At 67.5% G+C, this 11,756-nt stretch carries 14 protein-coding genes; 2 read left to right on the top strand and 12 right to left on the bottom strand.

All coding sequences use genetic code 11. The features are described from left to right. Position 1: 1 nt before the first annotated feature. On the top strand, positions 2-685 hold the full coding sequence (locus tag RF701_RS10020) for a response regulator transcription factor (protein ID WP_203309316.1): 684 nt from the start codon (positions 2-4) through the stop codon (positions 683-685). A 103-nt stretch (positions 686-788) separates the two neighbouring features. On the opposite strand, the gene rarD is transcribed toward RF701_RS10020, so the two are convergent. Next, a complete protein-coding gene (rarD, locus tag RF701_RS10015; protein ID WP_308814865.1) occupies positions 789-1,694 on the bottom strand; it encodes an EamA family transporter RarD in 906 nt (301 codons plus the stop codon). A gap of 117 nt (positions 1,695-1,811) precedes the next feature. Between rarD and RF701_RS10010 the strand changes: the two genes are divergently transcribed. Beyond that, complete coding sequence (locus RF701_RS10010) at positions 1,812-2,039, top strand: hypothetical protein (protein ID WP_308814863.1); 228 nt, start codon at positions 1,812-1,814, stop codon at positions 2,037-2,039. Between the two features lie 89 nt (positions 2,040-2,128). On the opposite strand, the gene RF701_RS10005 is transcribed toward RF701_RS10010, so the two are convergent. From RF701_RS10005 to RF701_RS09955, 11 genes are all read right to left on the bottom strand, one after another. Next, positions 2,129-2,560 (bottom strand): hypothetical protein, encoded by a 432-nt coding sequence (locus RF701_RS10005; RefSeq protein ID WP_203309319.1) that lies wholly within the window; start codon positions 2,558-2,560, stop codon positions 2,129-2,131. Positions 2,561-2,631: 71 nt separating this feature from the next. After that, the gene (locus tag RF701_RS10000; RefSeq protein WP_203309320.1) at positions 2,632-2,970 is read right to left on the bottom strand and encodes a hypothetical protein; all 339 of its coding nucleotides are present in this window, start codon (positions 2,968-2,970) and stop codon (positions 2,632-2,634) included. Positions 2,971-2,978: 8 nt separating this feature from the next. Beyond that, positions 2,979-3,989 (bottom strand): chemotaxis protein CheB, encoded by a 1,011-nt coding sequence (locus tag RF701_RS09995; RefSeq protein ID WP_308814861.1) that lies wholly within the window; start codon positions 3,987-3,989, stop codon positions 2,979-2,981. A gap of 39 nt (positions 3,990-4,028) precedes the next feature. Next, positions 4,029-4,472 (bottom strand): chemotaxis protein CheW, encoded by a 444-nt coding sequence (locus tag RF701_RS09990; RefSeq protein WP_203309321.1) that lies wholly within the window; start codon positions 4,470-4,472, stop codon positions 4,029-4,031. Positions 4,473-4,499: 27 nt separating this feature from the next. Beyond that, complete coding sequence (locus RF701_RS09985; protein WP_210357706.1) at positions 4,500-4,865, bottom strand: response regulator; 366 nt, start codon at positions 4,863-4,865, stop codon at positions 4,500-4,502. A 32-nt stretch (positions 4,866-4,897) separates the two neighbouring features. Next, entirely contained in the window at positions 4,898-5,461 is a 564-nt protein-coding gene (locus RF701_RS09980; protein ID WP_203309323.1) for a chemotaxis protein CheD, read from the bottom strand. Continuing rightward, on the bottom strand, positions 5,458-6,486 hold the full coding sequence (locus tag RF701_RS09975) for a chemotaxis response regulator protein-glutamate methylesterase (protein ID WP_203309324.1): 1,029 nt from the start codon (positions 6,484-6,486) through the stop codon (positions 5,458-5,460). Before RF701_RS09975 ends, RF701_RS09980 begins: the two co-directional genes overlap by 4 nt. Beyond that, positions 6,483-7,373, bottom strand: coding sequence for a protein-glutamate O-methyltransferase (locus RF701_RS09970; protein WP_308814858.1), 891 nt, complete (start codon positions 7,371-7,373; stop codon positions 6,483-6,485). The genes RF701_RS09975 and RF701_RS09970 overlap by 4 nt, the downstream gene beginning before the upstream one ends. Then, positions 7,370-9,577 (bottom strand): chemotaxis protein CheA, encoded by a 2,208-nt coding sequence (locus RF701_RS09965; RefSeq protein ID WP_210357710.1) that lies wholly within the window; start codon positions 9,575-9,577, stop codon positions 7,370-7,372. Before RF701_RS09965 ends, RF701_RS09970 begins: the two co-directional genes overlap by 4 nt. Before the next feature lie 16 nt (positions 9,578-9,593). Beyond that, entirely contained in the window at positions 9,594-9,866 is a 273-nt protein-coding gene (locus RF701_RS09960; protein WP_203309327.1) for an STAS domain-containing protein, read from the bottom strand. A gap of 323 nt (positions 9,867-10,189) precedes the next feature. Then, positions 10,190-11,614 (bottom strand): methyl-accepting chemotaxis protein, encoded by a 1,425-nt coding sequence (locus RF701_RS09955; protein WP_308814855.1) that lies wholly within the window; start codon positions 11,612-11,614, stop codon positions 10,190-10,192. Positions 11,615-11,756: the final 142 nt, after the last annotated feature.

The raw sequence follows: 11,756 nt of genomic DNA, 5'->3' as shown, positions 1-11,756 counted from the left end.
CATGGCCGCCACCGTCCTGATCGTCGACGACGAGGTCGCGATCCGCCGGCTGCTCCACAACACGCTGGCGCAGGCGGGGTATCGGGTCGTCGAGGCGCGCGACGGGCGGGACGCGCTGGCGCTGGCGGCAGCCGAACATCCCGATGCCGTGTTGCTCGACCTCGGTCTTCCCGATCGCGACGGATTGGGGCTGGTACCGCTGCTGCGGGGAAAGGACGGGCGCGTCGTGCTCGTCGTCTCCGCGCGCGACGCAACGGAGGAAAAGGTCGCCGCGCTCGACCTTGGCGCCGAGGATTACGTCACCAAGCCGTTCGACACCGACGAGCTGCTTGCGCGTCTGCGTGTCGCGCTACGGCATCGGGGCGGCATGGGCCAGACGCCGCAGACGATACGTGCCGGTGCGCTGACGATCGATCTCGACCGGCGCCTGGTCACGCGCGACGGCGAGGAGCTGCATCTGACGCGCAAGGAATATGATGTCCTTGCCGTGCTCGCGCGGCATGTCGGCCGCGTCGTGACGCATGACCGGATCATCGCCGCCGCCTGGGGTGGGGACGAGGATCCGCGCATCGAATATCTGCGCATCGTCGTGCGCAACCTGCGCCAGAAGCTGGAGGCGCCGCAACCCGTCGGCAGCGTGATCGCGAACGAACTGGGCGTCGGCTATCGGCTTCGCGCCGAATAAAGGCTGATCGGGCAACGCTGGATCACCGGCGGCGACGCCCCTCGCGTCTGCGCGCTTCAGCGGGCGGGGGCGGGCGCCGCTTCGAGACCGGCGGATCAGGCTCTCAGGCGGACCGGGCTCGTGCCGTCCGCGCGGCGGCGACGCTGCTCCACGCGTACAGCGCGCAGGCACTCCAGATCAGTGCGAACGTCGCGAGTTGCGCAGGCCGGACAGGCTCGTCGAACAGCAGTACCGCCTCGAGGAACTGCAGCGTCGGGGCGATATATTGCAGAAGGCCCATCGTCGTATAGCGCAACCGGCGCGCACCTGCCGCGAACATCAGCAGCGGCGCGGCGGTGATCGGCCCCGCGAGGATCAGCAGCCAGTCGGTCGCACCGCCATGGCCGAAGGCGCCGCTGCCATGATGCCCTGCCGTGAGCAGAACGGCGAGCGCGAGCGGTGCGAGCAATGCGGTCTCCACCGTCAGGCCGCCGAGCGCATCGATCGCCACGACCTTGCGGATGAGGCCATAGAAGCCGAAGCTCAGCGCCAGGACGAGGCTGATCCAGATAGCACCGCCCCCGCTGAACGCGAGGATCAGGACGCCCGCAGACGCCAGGGCTATCGCCATCGCCTGCAACCGGCCCAGACGCTCGCCGAGAACCAGCATCCCGAGCGCGACGTTGACGAGCGGATTGACGAAATAGCCAAGGCTTGCCTCGACCAGATGCGCATTGTCGACCGCCCAGATGTAGACGAACCAGTTCACCGCGATCAGCGCGGCGCTGGCCGCCAGCGCGAGCAGCGTTCGGCCGCGCGCCACCCCCAGTATCTGACGCGCGCGGCCGAGCAGACCGACGATCGCGACGAGCAGGATCAGCGACCAGACGACCCGGTGTGACAGCATCTGGATCGGCGGCACGTTGTCCAGCAGGTGGAAATAGAGCGGCAGCAGCCCCCAGGCAGCATAGGCACCAATGCCGAGCAGCAACCCGGCCCGGGTGGATGGACGATGCGTGATTTCGATCATGACCGCGCTGCGATGACGCTTCACGCGGCGTCGCACAACCCGCCGTGCCGAGCCGATGTCAACAGCTTGGCACGTGGCGGGGTGACATCCTGGCGGCAACGCCTATGTCGCGCGGCTATGACCAGCGGCGAGCTTCACGACCTGTTCCTGTCCACCCTCGTGCGCGAGGCGGGCGGTACGCGGCGCCATTGGCGCCTCGTGGTCGGGGATGTGAAGCTCTACCCCGTGGAAACCCACCCCCATTGCAACTGGACCGTCACGCCGAACGGGACGGCGGCGGCGACGGGGGAAGTGGAGCGCATCGCGGACATGCTGCGCGCACGTCATCCGATCGTTCGCAACTGATACCGTCCGCCCCTCCGCAAGCAAAGGGCCGGTCGCTTTCAGCCGGTCGCGGGTGGCGAGGGCGATGCCGCCCACGCCAAGCCCCGATGTCAGTCGAGCGTCTGGCTGCGGGCGAGCGGCAGGGAGATGATATCGACGAGCCATTCCCGCAGCGTGGTTCGTCCGTGGTGCGTCAGGCCCAGCATGGTGACCCGGCGGTCGGTCGCGTCATCGCTACCTTCGACCAGGCCGCGGTCCTGCAACAGCTTGATCCAGCGCAGCGCGGTGGTGCGCGGAACGCCGGCGGCGCTGCAGCACGCATTGGTGGTCACGGTCGCGCCGTTCACGCCCTCTGCGAACAGGAACAGCAGGATGTCCATTCCGGGGTTGGCGAACAGCGTCGGATCGAAACGTTCACCCAGCTTGCGGCGTGACGCGACGATGCTGCGCGCCAAGGCGATCAGCGGGGCATCCTCACCGTCCGCGGCGCCGGCCATGAGTACGGCTGCGTTGTCGATGGCATTCTTGCTCGATCCGCCCATCAGGCCAGGCTCGCTCATACCCATGTCCATGTCCTCCCTCGTGCATGGCATTAGGCAAGGAAACGATGAAATCAAGCGCTGTCGGGTACTTGGGCACACTCAGCGGGCGGGGGGAGGCGATAGACGTCGAGTTTTGCGGCGAGGTCGCGCGACAGTCCCTCCAGCGTGATCGCGGCAAGCCGCGCTTCGCTGCTGGCGTCGGAGCGCAGCACATCCGCCATCGCAAGCTGTGCCTGGGTGATGCGATCGATGGCCTGCAGACTGTGCATATGGCGCCGTAGCGTGTCCGGATCTGACGCCAGGTCGTACGCCAGATCCGACAGCAGGCCGGTCAGCTCCACCATCCCGTCGGCGAGCGCGTGCGCGAGCGCTGGCTCAACCCCCGTGCCGCTGCGAAGTCGCTGGGCCATGCTTGCGATCACCGGGAACAGAGCTTGAGAATGGTGGCGGACAATTGGTCCATCGGCACCGGTTGTGTCGCCAGCTTGCGCTGCAACGTGAAGCCGAGCGCATGGTTCTCCATCGGGATGACGCTGTAGCTGCCGCCGGCCTGCAAGGCGCGGACGCCGGCATCGCCATCCTCGCCGTCGGCGCCGAGCAGCAGGCCGATCGCTTCCGTTCCGCAGGCCTTGGCGACCGAGGCGAACAGGATCGAGATCGACGGTCGCTCGCCGGCGACCGGATCGCGCGGCAGCATGCGCAGGCGGCCGTTGGGCCAGCCGTCGACGACGACATGCGCATCGCCCGGTGCGGCGAGATAGATCACGCCCTGCTCGACGGTCATGCCATCCTCGGCCAGCACGATCCGCGGTGCGATTTCCGCCGACATCTTGTCGATCAGCGTTGCGGCGAGACCACCGCCCAGATGCTGGACGACGACGGTCGGCGGACAATTGGCCGGGAAGGTCGAGAAGAGGTCGAACATGGCGTTGGTGCTTGCCGCTTCGCCCCCGATCGCCAGCAGGCGGCCGTTCCAGTCGAGCGGCGCTGCTGCCTGCGCTTTCTTCTTGCTAGCCCCGCGGACGTTGGCACCCTTTGCCGCCTTGATCCGCTTGCCAAGCTTGGCGAGGATCTTGTCGAACTCCGCCGCGACGGCGACCTTGGGCTTCGGGAAACAGTCTATCGCGCCGAGGCGCAAGGCCTCGATCGACGCCTCCGCCCCGGCCTCTGTGCGGGTGGAGAACATGATCACGGGCATTGGCCGCTTCTCCATGATCTCCGCCAGATATTCGAGGCCGCTCATGCCCGGCATCTCGACGTCCAGCGTCATCACGTCGGGATGCAGGCTTTCGACCATGGACCGCGCCTCGTCCGCACCGTCGGCGGAGCCGACGACGACGACATTGGGAATACGCTCCAGCGCGCCGGAAAGAAGGGCGCGCATCGTCAGCGAGTCATCGACGACGAGAACCTTGGTGGCGGCGGCCATGACTTCAAATCCTTGCGAAAACGATAGACGAGAAAAGCGTTATGCGGCTTCGGCGAGACCCGCGGTGCCCTCGGCCAGGCGCTCGAGCGCGAGGATGAGGATCAGCCGCTGATCGATCGTCGCCAACCCTTCCAGGAAACTGGCGGCGGGCGTGTCGCCGATGTCCGGCAACGGCTGCATACCATCGTCGGGAACCGTGACGATGTCGTTAACCGCATCGACGATCAGCCCTTGCAACTGCTCGCCGATCCGCACGACGATGATGACGTGGCGAGCCGACGGATCGGTCATGCCCCAGCCCAGCCGATGCGAAAGGTCGAGCACGGGAAGGACCACGCCGCGCAGGTTGACCACGCCGCGCACGTGCGGCGGGACGTTGGGCAGCGGCGTGGCGGGCGACCATGCGCGGATTTCGCGGATCGCCATGATGTCGACGCCGAGGACCTGGTCGCCGATCTGAAAGGTGATGAGCTGACGGGGCATGATTGGCTCCTTGCTGCGAGGTTCGGATCAGTGCAGGACGCGGCGGATCGCCGCGGCCAGCTTTTCGGGATGGAAGGGCTTGACGATCCAGCCGGTCGCCCCGGCGTTGCGCGCGCGCTGCTTCTTCTCGTCGGAACTTTCGGTGGTCAGCACGAGGATCGGAAGGTTGCGATGGCGGTCCTGTTCGCGCACGCGCTCGATCAGGCCAAAGCCGTCGAGGCGCGGCATGTTGATATCGGTGATGAGCAGGTCGGGCTGGACGCCGTCCAGGCGTTCCAATGCGTGTACGCCATCCTCGGCCTCCAGAACCTGATAGCCAAGATCGGTGAGCGCGGCGCGCAGCAGCATCCGCATGCTCGGCGAATCGTCCACGGTCATGATGGTGCTGGTCACAGCGGGTCCTTTGCTGGCAAATGCGGTCGTCATCAGAAGAATTCCACGTCGCCGGTGCTGGCGCGTGGCGCGGCAGGCTTGGGCACGAGGATGGGAGCAGGTTCGACGGGACGCTCGCTGGCGATGCGGCAGCGGGCGAGGCCCAGCGTCGGACGGAACTCGACGCGGCGCGCGCCATGGCCGCCGACGTCTTCTCCGACCAGGGCGATCCGCTCGTCGCGCAGGAATCGGCGGGCGAATTGCGCATTGGCGGATCCGATGTCGCGAAAGCCGTCGCGCATGTTGGCGCCGCCGTACAGGCGCGCCTTCAGGTTGGAGCGCAAGGCGCCCATCGCCAGCATCGCGTTGATCAGGACCTCCATCGCGTAGACGCCGTAGCGTTGCATGGATTGCGGATCCGTATCCACGCCACCCGGTTCGGCGAGCAGGAAATGATTGAGGCCGCCGACCTTGGCGATCGGATCATAGAGGCAGGCGGCGATGCAGCTGCCCAGCACCGTCGTCAGCACGGCGCCCGGATCGTCGGAGACCCGCGTCTCGCCCTGGAGCACGTTGATCCGGAAGAGGCCGTCGGCGGCGCGCGGCAGCGGGCTCATGCGCGGCACTCCAACAGGACGCGCGACGCGATGCGGGACAGCGGCAGCTGCGTTTCCACCGCGCCGATCTGCCAGGCCACCTGCGGCATGCCGTAGACGACGCTGCTTTCCTGGTCTTGGCCGAAGGTGCGCGCGCCGGCGGCGCGCATCGCCTTCAACCCTTCCGCGCCATCCGCGCCCATGCCGGTGAGGATGACGCCGACCGTATCGCGGCTCGCGACACGCGCGATCGAGTGGAACAACCGGTCGACGGAGGGGCGATGGCCGCTCACCTTGTCGCCTTCCACCAGCCGGCACCGCGGCATCGTGCCGCCGGTGATCTCCATGTGCCGGGCGCCACCCGGCGCGATATAGACATGCCCTGCCGCCAGCGGAGCGCCCGACCGGGCGACGGACACCTTGGGTGCGGACAGTCTGTCGAGCCGCGCGGCGAAGGTCGGAACATACGGCTCCGGCATGTGCTGCACGATGACGGTCGGCGGGCATTGCTCCGGAAAACCGCTCAGCAATTCGATCAGCGTCTCGACCCCGCCGGTGGAAGAGCCGATTGCGATCAACGTCCCCGGACGCGGGGCATAGTCCGCGGGTGCGCTCGGGTGCGCCGGCTCGATCGCCCGTGCGCGCCGCCGGCTGCGTGCGGCAGCCTTCACCAGCTGGGTCAGACCGTCGCCGAGATCGCCGCCATTCGATCGGTTCGGCTTCTGGTAGCAGTCGAAGGCACCCAGTTCGAGCGCACGGATCGTCGCTTCCGCCCCGCGGCCGGTCAGCGTGGACAGCATCACCACCGGCATCGGGCGCAGGCGCATGATCTTGTCGAGGAAATCGAGCCCGTTCATCCCGGGCATCTCGACATCGAGCGTGATGACGTCCGGATTGAGCTGCTTGATCATCTCGCGCGCCGTCGCGGGCCCATCGGCGGCGCCGATGACCTCGATCTCGTCGTCCTGCGACAGGCTGTGCGCGATCATCGCACGCATGGTCGCCGAATCGTCGACGATGAGTGTACGGACGGGAGCACGATTCATGCGCTGACCTTCTGGAACGTGGTGCGGCCGACGCAGGCGAAGCGGGGCGCGACGCTGGCGCTCAACCGCTCGGAATGGCCGATGTAGAGGAAGCCGCCGGGCGCGACCCGATCCGCGAGGCGCGACTGAAGCCGCTCCTTGGTCGCTTCGTCGAAATAGATCATGACGTTGCGGCAGAAGATCGCGTCGAACATGCCGCGCATCGGCCAGTCCTCGAGGAGGTTGAGCTTGCGATAGGCGACCCGCTCCCGCAGCAGGGGGTCGACCTCGAGCTCGCGATCGACGGGGTGCATCCACAGGCGTCGCAGCTCGGCGGGAACGCCCTTCGCCGTGTCCTGCGAATACCGCCCGCGGGCGGCGGCGGCCAGGATCTCCGTCGACAGGTCGGTCGCGAGGATGCGCAGGTCGGAGCGGGCGAGACGCTGGGCCACGCCACGTTCGGTGCCACATATCGCCATCAGCAGCGAATAGGGCTCTTCGCCGCTCGAACAGGCCGCGGACCAGATGCGGACACGCCCGCGATCCGCCAGGCGGTCGGACAGCGCGGGCCAGGCATGTTCGAGAAAATGGTCGAAATGATGCGCTTCGCGAAAGAAGCTGGTGTGATTGGTGGTCAGCGCGTCGATCGCATTCTGGCGTTCGACGGGATCGGCCTCGATCCGTGCGATATAGTCGGTGAAGTTGGTCAGGCCGCACGCGCGTACGCGCGGGGCGAGGCGGCCGTAGACCAGCTGCGCCTTGCCCGGCGGCATCAGGATGCCGGCTTCGGCATAGACGAAGTCCGCGATGTGCCGGTGATCGTCAGGCCCGAAGCCGAATTCGGTAGGACGCGATGCCGCGGGCAAAGGCGTCGGCGACACGGCTCTCGGGCGGGGCGCCGCGCTCATGCCGCAAGCTCCAGCTGCGGCGCGCCGTGGCGCGGATCGCGGCGCCAGCGCGAGATCAGTGCATCGACGTCGAGGATAAGCGCGACGCGGCCGTCACCCAGAATGGTCGCGCCGGCGAGGCCGTGGATCGCCTCGTAATTGGCCTCGAGGCTCTTCACGACGACTTGTCGCTGGTCCTGGATCGAATCGACCATCAGCACCGCCTGGCCATGATCCGACTCGACGACGATCAGGACCGCCTGGGTCGGATCCGCGATGGCGCCCGCGATGCCGAGCTGCTCGGCGATCCGATGGACGGGGACGTAGGAACCGCGCACGTCCAGCAGCGACGCGGTCGCGCCGAGCGACTTCACGGCGTCGTCGTCGGGCCGCAGACTCTCGACGATATGGCCGAGCGGGATGACGAACGTCTGTTCGCCCACGGTCACGATCATCCCGTCGAGCACCGCGAGCGTCAGCGGCAACGACAGCGCGAAGCTGGATCCGTGGCCGAGCTGGGAACTGATGCCGATGCGACCGCCCAGTGCTTGGACGTTCTTGCGCACCACGTCCATGCCGACGCCGCGCCCGGAGATGTTCGACACGGTCGACGCGGTCGAGAAACCCGGCGCGAAGATCAGATTGTCGATTTCCTCTTCGGTCAGGATCGCGTCGGCCGCGATGATGCCGCGCTCGACCGCCTTGGCGCGGACGCGCTTGCGATCGATGCCCCGGCCGTCGTCGGCGACGGTGATGACGATCCGACCCGAATGGTGCGCGGCGGACAGCGTGACGACGCCTTCCTCCGGCTTGCCGGCAGCGAGCCGCTCCGCCGGCGTCTCCAGGCCGTGGTCCACCGCGTTGCGGATAAGGTGCGTCAGCGGCTCGCCGATGCGCTCGACGACGGTCTTGTCGACCTCCGTCATTTCGCCCTCGATATCCAGGCGGACGCGCTTGCCGGTCTCGACCTCGAGCTCGCGGATGATGCGGGGTACGCGGCTGAACACCGTCTTCATCGGCTGCGCGCGGATCGCCATCGTCGATTCCTGCAGCTCGCGCGTCAGGTGGTCGAGGTCGGTGAGTTCGGATATCCCGCCGAGCTGATGCTCCGACAGGCGCTGCGCCAGCATCGCCTGGGTGATGACGAGCTCGCCGACCAGGTTGACCAGACGGTCGAGCTTGTCGAGGTCGACCCGAATCGTCTGCACCGCGGCGGCTGCCGTCCGTGGCGCCGCAGCCTCGGGCGGCAGCACCGTCGCCGCCGGCTCGGGCGACGCGGCGGCCTTGACGGGTTGCGGCGCGCTGGAGGGAGGGAGCGTGTCGGTCATCGGGGCCGACGCAGCCTCGGGTGCGTTCGCGATCGGAAGCGCTTCGGGCGCCTCGTCCTCGGCATTCGCGCCGCGAACGATGCGAAGGTCGACGTCGCCCATGAATTCGAAGACGGCGCGGATATCGTCTTCCGCGACCGAGGATGGTGCGGTCAGGGTCCAGCCCAGATAGGCGCGCTCCGGATGAAGATCGGACAACGTAGGCAAATTGCCGAGGTCGCACGACGTGACCTCCGCGCCGAGCGCGGCGAGTTCGCGCAGCAGCAGCAGCGGTTCGCCGCCGTGATCGAGCGCGGTCGGTCCGGGCACGAGCGTGATGTGCCAGCCGTCACCCGTCTCGTCGGTCGCCGGGGTCTCGCACAGGGCGAACAGATCGTCGAACCCGTCGTCCCCACCATCGCCGTCGCCGGTGGAAGGCGCGGGTGCGCAGATCTCGAAGAGGTCGTCGAAATCGTCGCCAACGGCGCCGGTCGAGACGGTGGCGGCCTCGGTCACCGTGTCCTGCGCCGCCTGCGGCTCGGGCGCGTGCGCCGCCTCGATCAGCCGCGCGAGCATGGCGCCGTCGGCCGGCGGCGTTCCGCCGTCGCGCGCCGCGGCGACGTGATCCGACAGCATGTCGAAGGCGGATACGATGGTGCCGAGCAAGGCCGGCGTCAGGACCAGGGTGCCGTTGCGGACGAGGTCGAGCAGCGTCTCGTATTCGTGCGTGAATGCCTGGAGCCGTTCGTGACCGAAGGCACCGGCGCCACCCTTGATCGAATGCACCGAACGGAAGATCGTGTTGATCGTCTCGGTGTCATACGCGCCCTGACGGACGGCGGCGAAATTGCCCTCCATCGTCGCGAGGCCTTCCTCGCATTCCTGGAAGAAGATCTGCTGGATCTCGTCGAAGTTCATGGCGTGATCCTGTCCTTCAGCCGTTCGGGGCCAGCGCCGACTCGAGCCGCGCGAGCGCGATCATGTGGCGTAGGGCGTCACTGGGATCGTCGAGCCGGAAACCGACGCCGCGCGCGACCGCGCAGGCCTGCGCCGCCGCGAGCACCTGCAGACAGGCCTGGCCGACCCGGGCGACCCCGCTTCCATCGAGATGGATCGCCTCGCCACGGTCGAGGGTGGCGATCAGGTCATGGCGCAGCGGCGAGGCTGCGGACGTATCGAGCGAGGCGGGAAGCGGATGCACGGGCATGTCTGGTTTCGCTTTTCGATCTCGAGAGAATCAGGAAGCCGATCGATCGACGGCTTCGGACAAATCCCGCGGCGGGGTGATCCGCCCGGTGTTCGCCACCGGGCGGATCTGACGGGCCGGCCACGCACACAGCGGGAGGATCGGGCGAGTCGCCGGCCACGTGAGCGCACGCGCCGCAGAGCTTCGCACCGCGCCGGTCTTCGACGTTCGATGGCGAACCTTTCTTGCCGTGCCGATCATGTGAGAAGCCCCCCTCTCGTATGTCTGTATCGGACCTGATTACCCGCCACTGGTTAAGGCGTAATTAAACCGGAGCGGCCATTTCAGAATTCGCTCCAGTCATCGCTCGCCGCGACGGCCACGCTGCCGCGACCCCGCGGCGGTACGGCGCGGGCGATCCGGCGCCCCGCTTCCGCGGCATGGCGTTGCAGGTCGTGCACCGTATTGGTCGACGCTGGTGCCGGCCGTTCCGATCCGACCCTGAACCGTGCGACCTGCCGGCCGAGCTCGTCGGCCTCGGCCGATAGCGAGCGGGCGGCGGCGGTGGCTTCCTCCACCATCGCGGCATTCTGCTGGGTCACGCCGTCCATCTCGCCGACGGCGGTGTTGACCTGCTGCAGGCCCGTCGCCTGGCTTTCCGCCGCCTTGGCGATCTCGCCGACCAGCGCGCTGATCTCACCGATCCGCCCGATGATGCGGTTGAGTGCCGCGCCCGTCTCGCTGACCAGCTGGACGCCGGCCTCGACCTGCTCGGTCGATGCGGTGATCTTGGTCTTGACGTCCTTGGCGGCGTCGGCGGAGCGCTGGGCGAGTGCGCGCACCTCCGAGGCGACGACCGCGAAGCCCTTGCCCGCGTCGCCGGCACGCGCCGCCTCGACCCCCGCGTTGAGCGCGAGCAGGTTGGTCTGGAAGGCGATGCCGTCGATCACGCTGATGATCTCGGAGATTTCATTCGACGCGCGCTCGATGCCGCCCATCGCCTCGACGGCGCGACCGACGATGCCGCCCGATTGCTGGGCCTCGACACGGGCCTCCTCGACCGTCGCGTTCGCCTTGACCGCCCCCGCGGCGGTTTGGCGCACGGTCGCGGTGATCTCGTCCATCGCGGCGGCGGTCTCTTCCAGGCTGGCGGCCTGCTGCTCGGTACGCTGCGACAGGTCGTCCGACGCCTGGCGGACGTCGCTCGCGCCGTTGTTGATGCCGTTCGTTGCGGCGGCGACGGCGGTCATCGCGGCCGATACGCCCTCCATCGCACGATTATAGTCGCTGCGAAGCTGCTCATAGTCGGCAGGGAAGGGCGTGACGATGCGGTGGGTCAGGTTGTTGGCTGCCAGTTGATCAAGGCCCTCGCCCAGCGAGGACACGATGATCGCCTGAGCCGAGGCGCTGGCCCGGACCTTTTCGGCGTTGTCGCGGAACACCTGCATCGCGCGCGTCATGCGGCCGACACAATCCTGGTAATCGGTATAGGCGATCGGCCCGTCCAGATTTCCGGCGGCAAGACCTTCCATCCGTATCACCGTGTTGACATAGGGCGTGCAGATCATGCGGCCGCTGGCCAGGACGGTCGCGACGGTCAGCGCAAACAGCGTCCCCGCCAGCGCGACGTAGGTGACCCATGCACCCGGCGGCGCCTTTGCGGCGAGATAGGTGGTGAGGACGGCGCAGGCCGCGAACGTGCCGTGGACGACGAGGAGCACCTTGAACTTGGTGCGGATCGGGGCGGTCTTTTCGAACCAGGCAAACAATCTTAGTGTCCTTTCGGAACCGTGAAACGAAGCCGTTGGCTGATATCCGTCCCTCCCCAGGGCATCAGTCTCTGGCGTCACTTGGGCCGATATGGACTGAAATCGTGAAAATGAAGTTAAGTAAAACCATTTTGATTGTAAA

This window comes from Sphingomonas sp. GV3 (genome assembly GCF_031082075.1).
Taxonomy (GTDB): domain Bacteria; phylum Pseudomonadota; class Alphaproteobacteria; order Sphingomonadales; family Sphingomonadaceae; genus Sphingomonas; species Sphingomonas beigongshangi.
The sequence above is the reverse complement of the archived record's forward strand: the minus strand, read 5'-3'. Positions and strand labels throughout refer to the sequence as shown.

Coding starts and splice junctions, on each gene's coding strand:
- RF701_RS09980 (WP_203309323.1), bottom strand. CDS start 5,461: ATGAGCCCGCTGCCGCGCGCCGCCGACGGCCTCTTCCGGATCAACGTG.
- RF701_RS09975 (WP_203309324.1), bottom strand. CDS start 6,486: ATGAATCGTGCTCCCGTCCGTACACTCATCGTCGACGATTCGGCGACC.
- RF701_RS10010 (WP_308814863.1), top strand. CDS start 1,812: ATGACCAGCGGCGAGCTTCACGACCTGTTCCTGTCCACCCTCGTGCGC.
- RF701_RS09990 (WP_203309321.1), bottom strand. CDS start 4,472: ATGCCCCGTCAGCTCATCACCTTTCAGATCGGCGACCAGGTCCTCGGC.
- rarD (WP_308814865.1), bottom strand. CDS start 1,694: ATGATCGAAATCACGCATCGTCCATCCACCCGGGCCGGGTTGCTGCTC.
- RF701_RS10005 (WP_203309319.1), bottom strand. CDS start 2,560: ATGGGCGGATCGAGCAAGAATGCCATCGACAACGCAGCCGTACTCATG.
- RF701_RS10020 (WP_203309316.1), top strand. CDS start 2: ATGGCCGCCACCGTCCTGATCGTCGACGACGAGGTCGCGATCCGCCGG.
- RF701_RS09970 (WP_308814858.1), bottom strand. CDS start 7,373: ATGAGCGCGGCGCCCCGCCCGAGAGCCGTGTCGCCGACGCCTTTGCCC.
- RF701_RS09965 (WP_210357710.1), bottom strand. CDS start 9,577: ATGAACTTCGACGAGATCCAGCAGATCTTCTTCCAGGAATGCGAGGAA.
- RF701_RS09995 (WP_308814861.1), bottom strand. CDS start 3,989: ATGGCCGCCGCCACCAAGGTTCTCGTCGTCGATGACTCGCTGACGATG.
- RF701_RS10000 (WP_203309320.1), bottom strand. CDS start 2,970: ATGGCCCAGCGACTTCGCAGCGGCACGGGGGTTGAGCCAGCGCTCGCG.
- RF701_RS09960 (WP_203309327.1), bottom strand. CDS start 9,866: ATGCCCGTGCATCCGCTTCCCGCCTCGCTCGATACGTCCGCAGCCTCG.